The 17,284-nt window shown below is 58.5% G+C and carries 15 protein-coding genes; 5 read left to right on the top strand and 10 right to left on the bottom strand.

All coding sequences use genetic code 11. The annotated features are described in order from the left end of the window. Nucleotides 1–212 precede the first annotated feature (212 nt). The 3 genes from guaA to ACYCZ5_RS02935 all read right to left on the bottom strand — a co-directional run bounded on the left by guaA (nt 213) and on the right by ACYCZ5_RS02935 (nt 4,100). Complete coding sequence (gene guaA / locus ACYCZ5_RS02945; RefSeq protein WP_461543267.1) at nt 213–1,793, bottom strand: glutamine-hydrolyzing GMP synthase; 1,581 nt, start codon at nt 1,791–1,793, stop codon at nt 213–215. A 104-nt stretch (nt 1,794–1,897) separates the two neighbouring features. Further along, nucleotides 1,898–3,358, bottom strand: a complete 1,461-nt coding sequence (guaB, locus tag ACYCZ5_RS02940; RefSeq protein ID WP_461543266.1) for an IMP dehydrogenase — start codon at nt 3,356–3,358, stop codon at nt 1,898–1,900. A gap of 73 nt (nt 3,359–3,431) precedes the next feature. After that, entirely contained in the window at nt 3,432–4,100 is a 669-nt protein-coding gene (locus ACYCZ5_RS02935) for a hypothetical protein (RefSeq protein WP_461543265.1), read from the bottom strand. 128 nt (nt 4,101–4,228) lie between these two features. On the opposite strand from ACYCZ5_RS02935, the gene ACYCZ5_RS02930 reads away from it, so the two are divergent. After that, nucleotides 4,229–4,681: a DUF4124 domain-containing protein gene (locus ACYCZ5_RS02930; protein ID WP_461543264.1), complete on the top strand. Its 453-nt coding sequence runs from the start codon at nt 4,229–4,231 to the stop codon at nt 4,679–4,681. Here the strand turns inward: ACYCZ5_RS02930 and smc are convergent. Beyond that, on the bottom strand, nt 4,678–8,199 hold the full coding sequence (smc, locus tag ACYCZ5_RS02925) for a chromosome segregation protein SMC (RefSeq protein WP_461543263.1): 3,522 nt from the start codon (nt 8,197–8,199) through the stop codon (nt 4,678–4,680). The genes ACYCZ5_RS02930 and smc overlap by 4 nt on opposite strands. Before the next feature lie 63 nt (nt 8,200–8,262). On the opposite strand from smc, the gene queF reads away from it, so the two are divergent. From queF to ACYCZ5_RS02910, 3 genes are read left to right on the top strand one after another with little or no spacing between them, the layout of a single operon-like run. Continuing rightward, nucleotides 8,263–8,682 carry a preQ(1) synthase gene (queF, locus tag ACYCZ5_RS02920; protein ID WP_461543262.1) on the top strand — a complete coding sequence of 140 codons (420 nt, stop codon included), beginning with the start codon at nt 8,263–8,265 and terminating at the stop codon, nt 8,680–8,682. 4 nt (nt 8,683–8,686) lie between these two features. Continuing rightward, the gene (locus ACYCZ5_RS02915; protein WP_461543261.1) at nt 8,687–9,721 is read left to right on the top strand and encodes an NADP(H)-dependent aldo-keto reductase; all 1,035 of its coding nucleotides are present in this window, start codon (nt 8,687–8,689) and stop codon (nt 9,719–9,721) included. Nucleotides 9,722–9,780: 59 nt separating this feature from the next. Then, the gene (locus tag ACYCZ5_RS02910) at nt 9,781–10,161 is read left to right on the top strand and encodes a hypothetical protein (RefSeq protein ID WP_461543260.1); all 381 of its coding nucleotides are present in this window, start codon (nt 9,781–9,783) and stop codon (nt 10,159–10,161) included. Between the two features lie 11 nt (nt 10,162–10,172). Here the strand turns inward: ACYCZ5_RS02910 and zapE are convergent, their stop codons facing one another. From zapE to purT, 3 genes are read right to left on the bottom strand one after another with little or no spacing between them, the layout of a single operon-like run. Further along, complete coding sequence (gene zapE, locus ACYCZ5_RS02905; RefSeq protein ID WP_461543259.1) at nt 10,173–11,285, bottom strand: cell division protein ZapE; 1,113 nt, start codon at nt 11,283–11,285, stop codon at nt 10,173–10,175. Further along, a complete protein-coding gene (locus ACYCZ5_RS02900) occupies nt 11,282–11,656 on the bottom strand; it encodes a VOC family protein (RefSeq protein ID WP_461543258.1) in 375 nt (124 codons plus the stop codon). The genes zapE and ACYCZ5_RS02900 overlap by 4 nt, the downstream gene beginning before the upstream one ends. Continuing rightward, entirely contained in the window at nt 11,653–12,861 is a 1,209-nt protein-coding gene (purT, locus tag ACYCZ5_RS02895) for a formate-dependent phosphoribosylglycinamide formyltransferase (protein WP_461543257.1), read from the bottom strand. Before purT ends, ACYCZ5_RS02900 begins: the two co-directional genes overlap by 4 nt. Before the next feature lie 107 nt (nt 12,862–12,968). On the opposite strand from purT, the gene ACYCZ5_RS02890 reads away from it, so the two are divergent. Further along, a complete protein-coding gene (locus tag ACYCZ5_RS02890) occupies nt 12,969–14,018 on the top strand; it encodes a class I fructose-bisphosphate aldolase (protein ID WP_461543256.1) in 1,050 nt (349 codons plus the stop codon). Between the two features lie 23 nt (nt 14,019–14,041). Here ACYCZ5_RS02890 and ACYCZ5_RS02885 read toward each other — a convergent pair whose 3' ends face one another. From ACYCZ5_RS02885 to ACYCZ5_RS02875, 3 genes are all read right to left on the bottom strand, one after another. Continuing rightward, complete coding sequence (locus tag ACYCZ5_RS02885) at nt 14,042–14,923, bottom strand: DMT family transporter (RefSeq protein ID WP_461543255.1); 882 nt, start codon at nt 14,921–14,923, stop codon at nt 14,042–14,044. Between the two features lie 159 nt (nt 14,924–15,082). Further along, complete coding sequence (locus ACYCZ5_RS02880) at nt 15,083–15,685, bottom strand: cytochrome b/b6 domain-containing protein (protein WP_461543254.1); 603 nt, start codon at nt 15,683–15,685, stop codon at nt 15,083–15,085. Nucleotides 15,686–15,689: 4 nt separating this feature from the next. Further along, on the bottom strand, nt 15,690–17,261 hold the full coding sequence (locus ACYCZ5_RS02875; RefSeq protein ID WP_461543253.1) for a tetrathionate reductase family octaheme c-type cytochrome: 1,572 nt from the start codon (nt 17,259–17,261) through the stop codon (nt 15,690–15,692). Nucleotides 17,262–17,284 lie beyond the last annotated feature (23 nt).

Below are 17,284 nucleotides of genomic sequence, written 5' to 3'. Positions count from 1 at the left end.
AAACTTGTTTGCCGTTTTGGCACGAGGCTAAATTAACAGTCGGGGATATTTTGTATCTGCGGAATAAAGCGGGGAAAGTGGCTTATTTCAGTTGTCAGCAGACTGAAAGCCGCCGGAATCACGGTCAGTGATCGTAGAACGGGAAACGCCGGCGGTCGCTCGGGTCAGATCCCCAAGCTGCGCGCGGGGCCCCTCTTCCACCTGCGCTTCCTTCACTCCCACTCGATGGTGGCGGGTGGCTTGCCCGAGATGTCGTACACCACGCGGTTGATGCCGCGCACTTCGTTGATGATGCGATTGGAGACCTTGCCCAGCAACTCATACGGCAGGTGCGCCCAGTGCGCAGTCATGAAATCGCTGGTCACCACGGCGCGCAGCGATACCACCCATTCATAGGTACGGCCGTCTCCCATCACACCGACCGATTTGACCGGCAGGAATACGGTGAATGCCTGCGAGGTCTTGTCGTACCAGCTCTTGCCCTCCTCGTCGCGCGTGGCACGCAGTTCTTCGATGAAGATGGCATCGGCGCGGCGCAGCAACTCGGCAAATTCCGGCTTCACTTCGCCCAGGATGCGCACGCCCAAGCCCGGCCCCGGGAAGGGATGGCGATAGACCATATCTGCAGGCAGGCCTAAGGCGACACCAAGTTCACGCACTTCGTCCTTGAACAGTTCGCGCAAGGGCTCCAGCAGCTTCAGATGCATGGACTCGGGCAAACCGCCGACGTTGTGGTGGCTCTTGATGGTGTGTGCCTTCTTGGTCTTGGAGCTGGCAGATTCGATCACGTCGGGATAGATGGTGCCTTGGGCCAGCCATTTGGCACTCTTGAGCTTGGCCGACTCGCGCTGGAACACTTCGACGAACTCGCGCCCGATGACTTTGCGTTTCTGCTCGGGATCGGTCACGCCTTGCAGATGCTTCATGAATTCGGCACTGGCATCCACATGCACGATCTTCATGTGCATGTTCTTACCGAATGTCTCCATCACCTGCGCACCTTCATTCAGACGCAACAGACCGTTATCAACAAACACGCAAGTCAACTGGTCGCCGATGGCGCGATGTATCAATGCAGCGGCAACGGAGGAATCCACACCGCCCGACAGCCCAAGGATGACTTCTTCATCGCCGACCTGCTCTTTGATCTTGGCCACGGCTTCGGCGATGTAGTCAGGCATATTCCAGTCCTGACCGCAGCCGCAGATGTCATGCACGAAACGACCGATGATGGCCTTGCCCTGATGGGTATGCGTCACTTCGGGATGGAACTGCACGGCATAGTAACCGCGCGATTCGTCTGCCATCGCCGCGAACGGCGTGGCTTCATTGGAAGCGATCACGCTGAATCCGGGCGGCAAGGCGGTGACTTTGTCGCCGTGACTCATCCACACATCGAGCAGACCGTGCCCTTGGGCATTGGTCTTGTCCTGTATGCCGTCGAACAGTTTGGAGTGCCCGTGTGCACGGATCTCGGCATAACCGAACTCGCGCACCGCACCACTCTCGACTTTGCCCCCCAGTTGTGCCGACATGGTCTGCATGCCGTAACAGATACCGAATACCGGCACGCCCAGATCGAACACGACCTGCGGCGCCTTGGGCGTTTCGTCCTCATAGACCGAGTTCGGCCCGCCAGAAAGGATGATGCCTGCCGGATCGAACGCGCGGATGTCTGCTTCGGTCATATCCCAGGGATGCAGTTCGCAATAGACATGCGTCTCGCGCACGCGACGAGCGATCAACTGGGTGTACTGCGAACCGAAATCGAGGATGAGGATCTTTTTATGCATGGTCTGGAACCTGAGAGGGTGAAAGGAGAAGGAGCAGCGCCTGCGGCAATCAAAGGTGAAGAGGCGGCTGTTTTACCAGCCCTCTGCACCTTCGCTCTTCCCGTTTAGTCGATATGGTAGTTCGGTGCTTCCTTGGTGATCTGCACGTCATGCACGTGCGATTCGCGGATGCCGGCGGACGTGATCTCCACGAATTCAGCATTGGCATGCACCGTGGGAATATCCTTACAACCGAGGTAACCCATGCTGGCACGCAGCCCGCCCAGCAGTTGGTGGATCACTGCCAGTACGCTTCCTTTATATGGCACGCGACCTTCGACACCTTCCGGCACCAACTTGTCGTTGTTACCTTCCGTATCCTGAAAGTAGCGATCCTTGGAACCTTGCTGCATCGCGCCCAGACTGCCCATACCACGATATGACTTGTAGGAACGGCCCTGGAACAACTCGATCTCGCCCGGCGCTTCTTCAGTGCCCGCGAACAGACCGCCTAGCATCACGCAGTTCGCGCCTGCCGCGATCGCTTTGGAAATATCACCGGAGAAACGCACGCCACCGTCGGCGATCAGCGGCACCCCGGTGCCTGCCAGTGCTTCTGCAACGTTGTGGATCGCAGTGATCTGCGGCACGCCCACCCCCGCCACCATACGTGTGGTGCAGATGGAGCCCGGACCGATACCGACCTTGACGCCGTCCGCGCCATGATCCACCAGCGCTTTGGCTGCGGCAGCAGTGGCGATGTTGCCGCCGATGACATCGACCTGCGGGAAATTCTTTTTGACCCACTGCACGCGGCTCAACACGCCTTGCGAATGGCCGTGGGCAGTATCCACCACGAGGACATCCACACCCGCTTCGACCAGCAATCTGACACGCTCTTCCGTGCCCTCGCCCACACCGACCGCGGCACCGGCACGCAGACGACCCTGGCTGTCCTTGCATGCATTCGGGTGTTCGGTGGACTTCAGGATGTCCTTCACCGTCATCAGTCCGCACAGTTCGAATGCGTCGTTCACCACCAGCACGCGCTCGATGCGATGCTTGTGCATCAGGTTGCGGGCTTCGTCGTGGCTGGCACTTTCGTTGACAGTGATCAGACGCTCGCGCGGCGTCATGATGTTGCTGATCGGCTGATCGAGATTGTTTTCGAAGCGCAGGTCGCGGTTGGTCACGATACCCACCACGTTCTTGCCCTGCAGGACCGGCAAGCCGGATATCTTGTGCTGACGCGTCAGATTGAGCACGTCACGCACTGTCATGTCCGGGCTGATGCTGATCGGGTCCTTGACCACACCGCTCTCGAAACGCTTGACCTTCGACACGTGAGCAGCCTGCTCCTTGGCAGTCATGTTCTTGTGGATGATGCCGATGCCGCCCTCCTGTGCCAGCGCTATGGCAAGACTCGCTTCGGTGACGGTATCCATCGCTGCCGACAGCAGCGGGATGTTCAACTGGATGTTACGGGTAAGATGGGCGCGTAGACTGACATCGCGCGGCAAGACGTCGGATTGCGCGGGAAGCAGCAGAACATCGTCGAAAGTGAGAGCTTTTTGAGTGATACGCATGGAACCTTCCTCCGCAAAGCGCGCATTATATCAAAACTTGCCGCCGCAACCGGGCTAGCTTGCTGTCCCGCGCTTACGTTTCCCGCTTGTTCCCCATCACATAGATGATGTGCTCGAAGAACAGCTCGCACCAATCCAGATCGCTACCCTTCAGGGTCTGCAATAACTTGTTGACCTCGGCCAGCGGCCAGTTCTGATTGAGCGTGACCAGTTTTTCGATCGGATAGTGCGGCAACAATGCCTGCATCTTGACCGCATGCTTGCCGATGCCGTCCAGCATCAAGGCCAGATCGTTATCTGCTTCCACCCCGCCGGCCATATCGCCGTACTGCTTGGGATGCTCGCGCGTGTATTCGATGAACTGGTTCAGTACGTAATAGAACTCGCCCTCGTTGTTCTGGGTCACTTCATCCCCCAGCATGAAGGGAAAGACAGAAAGCTCCAGCCAGTAATAGTTCAGCTTGGGATTGCGCCATTTGCTGACACCGACAAAGCCCTGGCGCTCCTGCGCCCGACGCACACAGTCTTCAAGAATGAGACGGTCGGAGGCGCGCTCTATCAGATCCGGATCCTTCAGCACGATGGGTTTGACCAGAAAGAAGTCGGGGAAATCATCGAACAGCTTGCCGGAAGTCTGATGCGAGCGATAATAGGTGCGGAACAGACGCAACACCAGATCCTGGTTGCTCTCGACCCGCATGAACTCCTGTCTCTGATTGGATGGTGCCTTGCTATGCGGCATCTGCCCTCCGGCTAAAACTGCATTCTGGCTATCAAGCTGGATAGCCTTATTCAAACTGGGGGGCAATGATAAATTGACGCACCCAAAATTAATAGGTAGTTTTACATCAATTTTCTTCGGGGGGTCCCATGAGATCTGCTACCGCACTAGTCTTGCTCGCTTGCCTATCCATGTCAGCCCAAGCCGGGCTCAACAAATGGGTGGATGAGAACGGAAAGGTCCACTACTCGGACTCCCCGCCGTCAGATGCCAAGGTCGAGTCGGTACGCAATATCACCGGCAAAGGCCAGGAGGCCGCCCCGGCCGACTACTCTTCCAAGAGTTACTCCCAACGCGAAGTCGAACTGAATAAAGCCCGCCAGGAGAAAAAAGAAGCATCCGAAAAATCGGCGCGTGAAACCGCTCAGCAGCAGGAGAGAAAGCAGAACTGCGCAGCCGCACGCGAGAATCTGCGCGCACTGGAAAGCGGGACACGTTTGGTGACCTACGACGAGAACGGCGAGAAACGCTATCTTGACGACGGCGAACGCGCCCAGCGGTTAAGCAGCGCCCGCGAAGCAGTCAAAGCCAACTGCGACTAGGCCGCCACCGGCGCGGCGCTTGCGTCGCGCATGCGCATCGCCTCTTCGATATCCACCGACACCACCTTGGAGACACCGCGCTCCTGCATGGTCACGCCGACCAGTTGCTGCGCCATCTCCATGGTGATCTTGTTATGGCTGATATAGACGAACTGGGTATTGACCGACATCTTCTGGATCAATTTGCACAGGCGTTCGGTATTAGTGTCGTCCAGCGGCGCATCCACCTCGTCCAGCACGCAGAACGGCGCCGGATTGAGTTGGAACAGCGAGAACACCAATGCGATGGCAGTCAGTGCCTTCTCGCCGCCGGACAACAGATGGATGGAAGCGTTCTTCTTGCCGGGCGGATGCGCCATCACCTGTAGTCCGCTATCCAGGATCTCTTCTCCGGTCAGCACCAGACGCGCCTCGCCACCGCCGAACAGCACCGGGAACAACTCGGTCAGATGACGATTCACTTCCTCATAGGTCGCCATCAACAGGTCGCGTGATTCCTTGTCGATGCGACGGATCGCGTCCTCCAGCGTACCGATCGCCTCGTTCAGATCCTTGGCCTGCGCATCCAGATAGGTCTTGCGCTCCTGCGAGGATTGCAATTCTTCCAGCGCAGCCAGATTGACCGCGCCCAAGGCGCTGATCTCGACACCGAGTTTGGCAAGTTCAGTCTGTAACCCGCCGATCTTGGCGCCCTCCAGCAGAGGCAGCAATGGCTCTTCTTCGATGTTTTGCAGTTGCTCCGACCACTGCTCGAACTGCAAGCGTGCTTCCTGTTCCTTCAGGGTGAGTTCACTGACCTTTTCGCGCAGCGGATTCAACTTCTGCTCGCAGGACAGGCGTGATTGCTCCAACTGGTTCAGATTCAGCGTGGCATGCTCCAGCGTGTTGCGAGCCTCAGCCAATGCCTGTTCCTGCACCTGACGTTGCTCCAGCACCCCCTGTAACTGAACCTGCGCATCCCCGTCGGTCAGGTTCGCCAACTCCTGCTGGCTGGCCAGCAGCGCCGACTCCTGCTCCTGCAGGGTCGCAGTATTTTGTTCGATATTCGAGCCCAGATCGACCAGCTTCTCGGCACAAGTCTTGGCAAAGAAATTAGCTTCCTGCAATTCACGCTGCGCATGCTGGGCGCGCTCACGCACCTCGCGCAGTGCCGACTCCTGTGCACCGGCCTGCTCTCTGGCCTGCTCGCACTCGATCTGCTTCAGTTCAAGACGTTCGCGCTGCTCGGCCATGGTCTGCGCGATCTCTTCGAGTTGCTGCTGCGCTTCGGCTGCACGCCCGGACAGTTCTTCCGTCTCCTGCGCGATCTGCGCACTGCGTTCATGCGTGCGATCGTTCGCCTGTGTCAGCTTGAGTATCTGCAACTGGGCATCGTGCAGTTGTTGTTGCGCGGCAGACGCACTGCTGCGCAAAGCGGCGATCTGACCTTCCATCTCCTGATAGGCAGCCTCTGCCTGTGCGGCGGCCTCTTTGCCTTGAGTCAGGGCGTGGGCGCGCAGTTCCGATTCTTCCTGCAGCAATTCGATCTCGCGCTGACGCGCCAGGATGCCATGCACCTGACTATCCGGCGCATGGAACAGCACACTGTGCGCACTGACCAGATGCCCCTGCGGGGTGACCAGCCATACGCCTGCAGCAAGCCCGCCACGCATATTCATGGCGACCTGCAAATCGTCTACCGCATAGACATCGTGCAACCAGTCTTGCAGCACCTGCGCCGCCTTGTCATCCAGCACTTTCACAAAGTCGGCCAGCGGTTTCATGCCAGCGCGTGATGATGTCGCGCCCATGCCAGCATGGGCGGCATCGAATAACGCCACTTTACCCGGCGGCTGATCCCAGACGGCGGCGGCATCCAGACGTTCCAGAGGCAAAGCATTGATGCGTTCACGCAACACGGCTTCCAACGCATCTTCCCAACCTTGTTCGATACGTATGGATTGCCACAGCCGGGGCGCGGCATCCAGCCCCTGCCCGACCAGCCACGCATGCAGATCCTTGTCGTTATCGAGCTGGGCCTGCAACTGCTTGAGCGCATTCAAACGCGCTTCGGTGTGGCCCAGCTGACGTTCAAGGTCCTGTGCCGCCATGCGCGCGTCGCGGCGTGCCGTATCGACCTGAGGCAAACGTTGCTGCAAGTCCGACAGCTTCTCCCGCTGGGTCTCTTGCGCCATCTGCATCTCGGCGGAACGTTGCTGCGCTTGTGTCAGCGCATCGGTGTCCGGACGCGGCAGGCTGTCACGCTCCTGCAGCAAACGGGAGCGGCGCCCCTCAAGCTGCTGCAGATTGCTTTGGATATGCCCGCGCTGCGTTTCGGCCAGTTGTAGCTGTTGCTGGATCAGCAACAGCTCGCGCTGCATGGCATTGTGCTTTTCCTGCGCCAGACGCGATGCATCTTCGGCCTGCGGCAGATATTGCGCTTCGTTCCCGGCACGCTCCTCGCAGACATTGACACGCACTGCGCTGTCCTGTTGCTGCTCCAGCCAATGGCTCTGCAACGAGCGCAACCCTTTCAGTTGGGCCTGCTGCTGAGCGATCTGGCGTTCGCCGTTCTGGATCTGTTGTGACAGTCGATTTCGTTGCTCATTCAGGAAAGCGATCTGCTGCTCCAGACGCGCCGCCTCGGCATTGGTCGCATACAGGTTGCCCTGCTTGGCATGCACGGCATCGGATAACGCGAAATGTTCGCTGCGCCGTCCTTCGAGTTGGCTCTCGACCTCGCGCAACTTGGCGATTTCGGCTTCCAGCTCGTTCTTGGTCTTTTCCAATTGCTGGATATAGCGCTCGCGTCGTGCCTCTGCTTCCTGCTTGTTCAGCAGCCAGAGCAGGCGCTGCGTGGTCTCGCGGCGCGCTTCCAGTTCACGATAGACCTGGGCCACTTCGGCCTGCTCACCCAAGTGTGTCAATTGTTTGTCCAGCTCCAGCAGGATGTCGGACACGCGCGACAGGTTGACGCGGGTGTCGGCCAGACGCAATTCGGTCTCGCGACGGCGGTCGCGGTATTTGGATACACCCGCTGCCTCTTCCAGGAACACGCGCAGCTCTTCCGGCTTGGCCTCGATGATGCGCGAGATCATGCCCTGTTCGATGATGGCGTAGGCACGCGCGCCGACACCGGTGCCGAGGAAGATATCGGTGATGTCCTTGCGGCGGACGTTCTGGTTGTTGATGTAGTAATTCGAATCGCCGTCACGCTGCAATGCGCGCTTGATGGAGATCTCGGCGTAGCTGGCCCACTGCCCGCCCACCTTACCCAGCGAGTTGTCGAACACCAGCTCCACGCTGGCGCGCGACACCGCCTTGCGGTTGCCGGAACCGTTGAAGATCACGTCCTGCATGGATTCGCCGCGCAAAGCCGAAGCACGGGATTCGCCCAACACCCAGCGCAGCGCATCGATCACGTTCGATTTTCCGCAACCGTTCGGACCAACGATACCTACCAGCTGCCCCGGCAGCGAGATAGTGGTGGGATCGACGAAGGACTTGAAGCCGGCGAGTTTAATCTGACTGAGGCGCAATTTGCTGACAGGGAGACGTTATAATGCGCCGCATTCTAACTGAACTCCCAAGGGCAACCAACAATGACTACAAAACCAGGCAAAACACTGGAGACTTTCCCCAATCCTCAGCCCGGACGTGATTATCACATCCACATGGAGATCCCTGAATTCACTTGTCTTTGTCCAAAAACAGGACAGCCGGACTTCGCCACCCTGATCCTGGATTACATCGCCGATGAGCAGTGCGTGGAGCTGAAGAGCCTCAAACTCTATATGTGGTCGTTCCGCGAGGAAGGTCATTTCCACGAAGACGTGACCAACCGCATTCTGGACGATCTGGTAGCCGCCACTCAGCCGCGCTTCATGCGCCTGACCGCCAAGTTCTACGTGCGCGGAGGCATCTTCACCAACGTGGTCGCGGAACACCGCAAGGACGGCTGGCAGCCCGCTCCGCGCGTCGAACTGAGCAGTTTCCACGGTCAATCCAACACCCGCGGCTGAATCCATGGAATATCGCGTGATCGGCAGTAGCGACCTGAAAGTGTCCGCACTGTGTCTGGGTACCATGACCTACGGCGAACAGAATACCGAGGCCGAGGCGCATGCCCAACTGGATTACGCCGTTTCCCAGGGCGTGAACTTCATCGACACCGCCGAGATGTACCCGGTCGCCCCGCGTGCCGAAACTGTGCATCGCACCGAGCAATACATCGGCAACTGGCTAAAGCACCAGCAACGCGACAAGCTTGTCGTCGCCACCAAGATCGCCGGTCCCGCGCGCGGTTTCGGCTGGATACGCGGCGGCCCGCGTGTCAACATGGAGCACATACACGCTGCTATAGATACCAGCCTGCAACGCTTGCAGACCGACTATGTCGACCTGTACCAGATCCACTGGCCGGATCGCTATGTGCCGATGTTCGGTGCCACCAGCTACGATGCCACGCAAGAGCGCGAAGCCACCTCCATCGCCGAACAGTTGCAGGCGCTGGGCGAACTGGTCACAGCAGGCAAGGTGCGCCATATCGGCCTCAGCAACGAGACGCCATGGGGCGTGATGGAGTTCGTGCGTTGCGCCGAACAATTGGGTTTGCCCAGGATCGTCAGCATCCAGAACGCTTATCACCTGATGAATCGTACCTTCGAAGCCGGGCTGGCCGAGGTCTGCCATCACAGCGATGTCGGTCTGCTTGCCTACAGTCCGCTGGCATTCGGCTGGCTGACCGGTAAGTATCTTGCCGATCCTGCTGCGCATGGCCGCATCACCCTGTTCCCCGGCTTCGGTCAACGCTATAACAAGCCGAATGTCCCCGCTGCCACGCAGGAATACGTGCGTATCGCACAGCAAGCAGGCCTGACGCCTGCCGCGCTGGCGCTGGCTTTTGCTCGCACTCGCCGCTTCACCAGCAGCGTCATTCTGGGGGCGACAACGATGCAACAACTGAAAGAGAACCTAGAAAGTGCGCCAGTATCATTGCCTGAAGAGACTCTGGCCGCCATCGAGGCTGTTCACCAGCGTTACCCCAACCCCGCCCCATAACCTTCCGCAAAACAGGCTATGATGCGCGCACCCAAACCAACCTTCCCGAGGAGCTGGAAATGCTGAAGAAAGTGATTGCTGTCGTTCTGATCGTGCTGGCTGCTGGTGCATGGCTATATCTGGACCATCTGAACAAGCAGGAACAACTCCTTGCGGAACAGGCCCGCCAGGAGATGATTCAGGCACGCGCTGAAGCGGCCGCCCGCGCTGCGGCACGCGCCAAGTTCGAAGCAGAGCTGACGGAAGCGTTCAATACCTGCAAGGCGACTGCCGACCAGGCCAAGGAAACCTTCCTGACCGAGCACCGCAAACCGGTCAGGCGCAAACCCGGCGAGTTCACGATTCCGGAAGAGATCGTCGCCCAAGCGGAAGATACCCTGATCGCAGCCTACGCGGAGTGCCAGCAGGCGCACGACACCCGCTACGCGCAAGGCAACTAAACTTCTTCAGTTCAAGTCAGTGTCGCACCGCGACTGCGGTGCGGCAGTTCCAGATAATGGCGGGTCTGCATCTCGGTCAAACGGCTGGCGATGCGTTGCACTTCGCTGTCATGCCTGCCCGCCTCATACAACTCATCCAGACTCACAGCAAAGCTGGCAGCCAATTTGACATGGTTGTCATACAGCACGTCGATCAGCCATGTGAATCTGCGTGCCGCGGCGCCGTTTTCGGCAGACAACTGTGGAATACCGGAGACGAGCACCGTCGGAAAACGATGCGCGATATCAAGATAGTCCGACTGGTCATGATGGCCGCCGCATAGCTCTGCAAAATCGAACCACACCACTTCACGCGCAACGCGACGCACCGGAATCCGGATATTGCGAACCTGTATGGACTTCTCTTCTGAAGGGGCGCCCGCCGTCAAACGGTCGAACAATGAAGCCAACTGTCTTTCGTTCTCTTCGACATCACCGAACATGAACAGCGGATCGCGCTCCATCTGCAACAAACGGTAATCGGTATCACTATCCAGATGCAGCACCTTCAATTCGCGCTTGATCAGCGCGATGGCCGGCAGGAAGTTCTGGCGCTGCAGACCGTGCAGATAGAGCGCGTCCGGTTCGATGTTCGAGGTGGTCAGCAGTACCACACCGCGCTCGAACAATGCCCCTAACAGCCTGCCCAAGATCATCGCATCGGCGATATCATCCACATGGAACTCATCCAGACACAGCAAACGTGTCGAGTGCGCGATTTGGTCGGCAAGCGCGATCAGCGCATCGCGCTCATGCGCGAGCCGCTTCATCTCATGGTGCACTTCGACCATGAAATTGTGAAAGTGGATACGGCGTTTGCGTTTGTAGGGCAAGCATTCGTAGAACCCATCCATCAGGAAGGTCTTGCCGCGCCCTACGCCGCCCCAGATATACAGCCCCTTGGGCACATCCGGACTCAGCAAGCTGCGTCCCAGGAACTGGTTGCGCTTCTGTTTGAATTCGACCAATTGATCCCAAAAGATCTCAAGTTGCTCGATCGCCGCAAGCTGCGGCGCATCGCAAACGATACCGGATCGCTCGCATGCGGCCTGATACCAGCGCTTTGGACAGACTGGAGGGTTCATGGCTTCGCTTGAACAAACTCCAGCGCGTTGTCGTCCGGATCACGGCAGAACAGCGCACTGCGTCCTGACTGGCTGAGCGTGAATGCAACCCCCGCTGACAGCAGATGGGAAGCCAGGGTCTTCACATCTTCCACCATGAATGCCACATGCCGATCGCGCCCGCCATGCAGCGGGCGCTCCACACCTGCATCCGGGTTGGGGAGCAGCATCAGATGGATCTGCTGACCCAGTGCCACGTCGTACCACACGCCATCAAAGCTCATCAGCGGGCGTTTGGGATCGGCCTTCAATCCCAGCAAACCTTCATAGAAACCTCTCGAACGCGCCAGATCGCTGCTGATGAAAGTCACATGGTGGATGCCGAGGATCATGGTTTGAATGGAATGACTTTGCTTGCCGCAAGCTTGGCACGCTGCCGGGCCTCGTCTGTATCGCTGCCGGTAGCCAGTGCCACGCCCATACGGCGGCGCATGAACGCTTCCGGTTTGCCGAACAGACGGATGTCCGCGCCCGGCACACGCAAGGCATCTTCCACACCCTTGAAGGCGATGCCCTTTTCGTCCATCTGGCCGTAGATGACCGCCGACGCACCAGGCTCGCGCAACGACGCATCCACCGGCAGACCGAGTATGGCGCGGGCGTGCAGCTCGAACTCGTTGAAGCGCTGCGTGCACATGGTCACCATGCCGGTATCGTGCGGACGCGGGCTGACTTCGGAGAACCAGACGCGATCGCCTTTGATGAACAGCTCGACGCCAAACAGGCCCAATCCGCCCAGATCGTCGGTGACCTTTTTCGCGATGTCGCGCGAGCGCTGCAAGGCGACTTCGGACATGGCCATCGGCTGCCAACTTTCCACATAATCGCCATGTACCTGCACATGGCCGATGGGTGCGCAGAAATGCGTCTCCACCTCACCATCGGTACCCAGTGCGCGCACGGTCAGTTGGGTGATCTCGTAATCGAAATCGACGAAGCCTTCCACGATGACCCGCCCCTGATTCACGCGCGATCCGCTGGCCGCATAATCCCAAGCTGCGTGCACATCCTGCGGGCCGTCCAGTTTCGACTGCCCTTTGCCGGAAGACGACATCACCGGCTTAACGATACAGGGATAACCGATGCCGCCATCTATCGCCGCTTGCAGTTCCTCAAGACTGTCGGCGAACTTGTAGGGCGAGGTCGGCAACCACAGTGCGTCAGCCGCCAGACGGCGTATGCCTTCGCGGTTCATGGTGAGCTGTGCGGCCCGTGCGGTGGGAATGACCCGCACCAGCCCTTCACGCTCGATCTGCACCAGCATATCGGTGGCGATGGCCTCGATCTCCGGCACAATGATGTGCGGCTGCTCTTTTTCTATGAGCGCGCGCAAGGCTGCGCCATCCGCCATGTTGATGACATGCGCGCGGTGTGCCACCTGGTGACCGGGCGCGTTGGCATAGCGGTCCACCGCGATGACTTCCGCGCCCAGTCTTTGCAGCGCAATGATGACTTCCTTGCCGAGTTCGCCGCTCCCGAGCAACATGACCCGGGCGGCCGAGGGGGAAAGCGGTGTGCCGAGGATGGTGGGCTGCATGACGGGTTCCGATGGTGGATACGAATGGCGGAATTATATCGGAGGAGTAAGATGGGACTCACATTCCGTTGCTCGCTACATCGTATTTTTTCAAAGGAGAAAGAATCATGACGAACATCACGCAGCTGTTAGCCGAAGAAGCCGAATCCCTGTTGAATCATCGCTGTGCAGGCATCCCCAAGGAGTCTCTGCATGTGCCGGGACCGGATTATGTGGATCGCGTGGTGGCAATGAAGGATCGCCAGACCGGTGTATTGCGTAGTTTGCAGGCATTGTACGGAACGGGAAGGCTCGCCAACACCGGCTATCTGTCATTGCTCCCGGTCGACCAGGGGGTGGAACACTCCGGCGGTGCATCGTTCGCGCCCAACCCCATGTATTTCGATCCCGAGAACATCGTCAAACTGGCCATTGAAGGCGGTTGCAACGGCGTGGCTTCCACACTGGGTGTGCTGGGTTCGGTCGCGCGCAAATATGCGCACAAGATCCCGTTCATCGTGAAGATCAACCATAACGAACTGCTCACCTACCCCAATGAATTCGACCAGACGCTGTTCGCCAGCGTTGATCAGGCCTTTGATATGGGCGCGGTAGCGGTGGGTGCAACAATCTTCTACGGCTCTGAACACTCGCGCCGACAGATACAGGAAGTCTCGGAAGCATTCGAACATGCGCACAGCTTGGGTATGGCGACCATCCTGTGGGCTTACCTGCGCAATCCGGCGTTCAAGGTCGGAGACAAAGACTACCATGTCGCGGCCGACCTCACCGGACAGGCCAACCATCTCGCCGCCACCATCAACGCCGACATCGTGAAGCAGAAGATGGCGGAGAACAACGGCGGCTACAACGCCATCAAATTCGGCAAGACCCATCCCAAGGTCTACAGCGACCTCACCACCGACCATCCCATCGATCTGGTGCGCTATCAGGTGGCGAACTGCTACATGGGCCGTGTCGGCATGATCAACTCGGGTGGTTCATCGGGAAACAACGACCTGGCGCAGGCGGTGAGAACAGCGGTCATCAACAAACGCGGTGGCGGCATGGGACTGATCTCGGGACGCAAGGCTTTCCAGAAGCCGATGGCAGATGGTGTGACTCTGCTGAATGCGATCCAGGATGTCTATCTGGACAAGAAAGTGACCATCGCCTGAGCTTCAGCTATTGGCGCGGTCATTCAAGCTTTCGCTGCCACGCTTGCTTCCTCAGCCTGATACATACGGCTGGAAAGCAGCGTGGCCGACACGATGAGTGCTGCACCTATCCATTCACGCATTGTCATCATCTCATCCGCCAGCACCCAGGATGCCAAGGCCGCCACCACCAGCTCGAACAGGAAAAGCACCACGGCACGATTGGCGGGGATATGTGTGACGCCATATTGCACGGCGAAGCTGGTCGCACACAGCACCAGCCCCATCAACAGCAACAAACCCCAGAAGCCGGCCGAGACAGTCGTCAGCTGCTGAGACATGCCCCCCTGCCACCACAGGAAAGGCAGGCTCAACACCAAGGTGCCCAACCAAAGGCTGAATGATTTGACCTCCACCGACAGGTGGGAGGAACGGCGAGAGACGACATTGGAGAGCGCGAACCCCATGCCGGCTGTCAGACCCAGCCATTCCGAGACGTTCTGCGGGAACGGCAGCCCGACCTCCGGCTTCCACAGCATGACCAATGCCCCCCCCAGCGACAGCAACACGATGGCGTAGCCATAGCGATCCAGTCGTTCACCCAGCAACCAGTAGGAAAACAGGATGGTCCACACCGGCGCGAGGTAGAACAGCAACAGCACGCGCATCACCTCGCCATGCAGCATGCCCAGCACGTAACCCAGATTCGCCCAGCCCGCGCTGAACACCAGCAGCAAGGCCCAGCCGCCTAGCGTTTTGCGTTCCCGCCAGAGTCGCGGCAGGATGAAGGCACCGCATAGCATGGCAAAACCATAGGTCAGCGCCGTCGCCAGCGCACCGGATATCCCAGCGTCCTGCAACACCCGGTAGGGATACCAGATCAACCCCCAAACCAAGGCACCGCTCAACAAGCCTGTTATTGGCACGACATTTCTATTGATTGGCACTTCCCGGCCCTGTAGGTTCAAATGAAGCAGCTTAACCAGTTGCGTCGATTATCACATAGCGCTCTTTGGTACAGGAGCCAGGTATTTTTCTGCGCAAGCCAACGTCCGATTAATAAAAAGCGACATCTCAAAAAGGCCTTAATCTACCTCTTCCCAACCAGTGATCATCGCCTTGATGTGGGACAAGGGGGTATGTCCGGTCGTGGTCAGATAGATGTGCGCGATGAGGAATGCCAGCATCATGAACGCGCCCGCCGTATGGAAGAACGCGACCCACTCCAGCGACAGCAAGCCATCCACGCCCCAAGCCTTCCAATCCCCGAAGAATAGGTAGCACCAGCCCGAGACCCAGAGCAAGGGGCCGATGAACAGCAACACGCCCAGATAGGCAAGCCGTTGCAAGGGATTATGTTTCTTCAAGACGGTCGGACGATAAGGATGCGGCGCGCCCTTGAATATCCCCACCGAGTAGAAAGCCATCATGGCCACGACCTTCTCGGTGGTCGGGATGTACTGCTTCCACTCTCCGGTCGTGAAATGCCAGAAGATAGCGAATACCCAGAGTCCGACCAGCGTCCATGCTGTAACGGTATGCATCCCGACCGCATCGGCGAAACCAAACAGATGATAGCTGCCATGCACCTCGAACCCGGTGAGCAGCATGAAGATGATGAGCAAGGCCTGCGACCAGTGCCAGAACCGTTCGAACTTCTTGAATACGTAGATCTTCTCGACTGTCATTTCATCACCCTGCCTTCCTGCTGTTCACCACACGGATCGCACCGTGCACCACAACGCCGATCAAGGTCAGCAACGCCAGTGCCCAGCCGACTATGTCCAGCCAGCGACTGCCGTCCCGTGCCGGCATATAGATACCTTCGATATCCTTGAGTCTCCCGTTCTTACTGTGGCATTGCGCACAACTCAGCGCATCCTGCTTGGGCGCGACCATGTGCGTGATCGGCCAGGTCAATTCGGTCTCTACAAAATCGAACTTGCCGCTATAAGGCAGTCCGGCTGCCTTCATGCCGGTACCGATGGCCTTCTGCCAATCGTAGTTATGCCAAAGTGCCGTCGCGTCCTCGCCACCGGTATGTTGCACGGTCAGCGTCAGATTGACAGTGTCATAGGGCTGTTTGCCTCTATGCACCTTGGTCGGCCAGATGCGTGATTCCGGGTCGTCAGGTCCGCCGCCGACTTCACTGAGTTGCACCGACTTGCTCGGGTCGATCTTGTCGCCGATCACCTTGTAAGTCGATGTGCCGTTGAACCAGCGGTATTCTGGAATGACATGCGACTCCCACTTCCACTCGCCCTTCTGCGAATCGAAAGCGCGACGTCCGGCACTGTCCTTGCGCACCATACGTTTGCCGTCCGGCCCCATGGTGGTCGCCTGGGACCAGTCCCAGCTCAGCTCGGTGCCGATGTCGTTGCGTGCGAATTCAGGGATGTGACAGGTCTGACAGGCGATACGGTCGGTATGCTGATCGAGCCGCGCCTGATGATGTGGCTTGTTGCTGTGACAGGCCTGACAGGCAGCCGGATTTGCATCCGTCTTGCCGCGCATCGCCGCTTCGCCAGTGCGCGCCGCTTCGACGTTGTAGCGGCTACCCGTGATCTCGTGGCGCTTCGTGGCATGACACGTCGTGCAGCTGAAGTTCAGCCCTTTTTCGTCCATATGCACGTCCAGATAGCGCCCCGGGTGCTGCAATGAACTGTCCATGTCGCCGTGTTTTGCACCATTGGCACCCCCACCGAAGAAGTGGCAGGAACCGCAGTTGGAACGACTCGGCAACTGGATAGTCTGCGCAACCTTGCGCAGATCGACCGCTTCGACGAACTTGCCGGAACCATGCGGGAACTCGACGCGCTTGTAGACCGGATGCCCTGCATATCCCGGCAGTTTTCGATAGGTCCCCGTACCGTCATGACAAATCAGACAGTCGACGTTCTTCTGCACCGAGAAATCGAAACTCTGGTCTTTCCAGCCGTAACCAGCATGGCAAGCCATACAATCCTTCTCGTTGGAGACGACCGCCGTGCAATAGTTGTTGATGATGTTCTTCTTGCCTCGCACCTGCCCTGTCTTGGGATCTTTCGATTGCCAAGTCCAGTGTTTGGTGTGCTGTACCTGTTTCGCGGCCTCGTTATGGCAGATCAGACAGGCTTGTGTCACTTCTGGCCCCGTCTTGAATGGGCGGTTCAGTTCCGGGAACTTGCTATGGTCAGCTGTCGAAACCCTGCTCGACATCGCTTCTTTCTGCGAATCAGCATCGGCGGGTTGGCCAAGTGCGAAGGCCGAGAGTGCTGTCAGCATCACAGCAGCCCAGCATGTCGCGA

The sequence above is a fragment of the Sideroxydans sp. genome (assembly GCF_054604835.1).
Note: the sequence above shows the minus strand (reverse complement) of the source record. Positions and strands in the feature narration are given on the sequence as shown.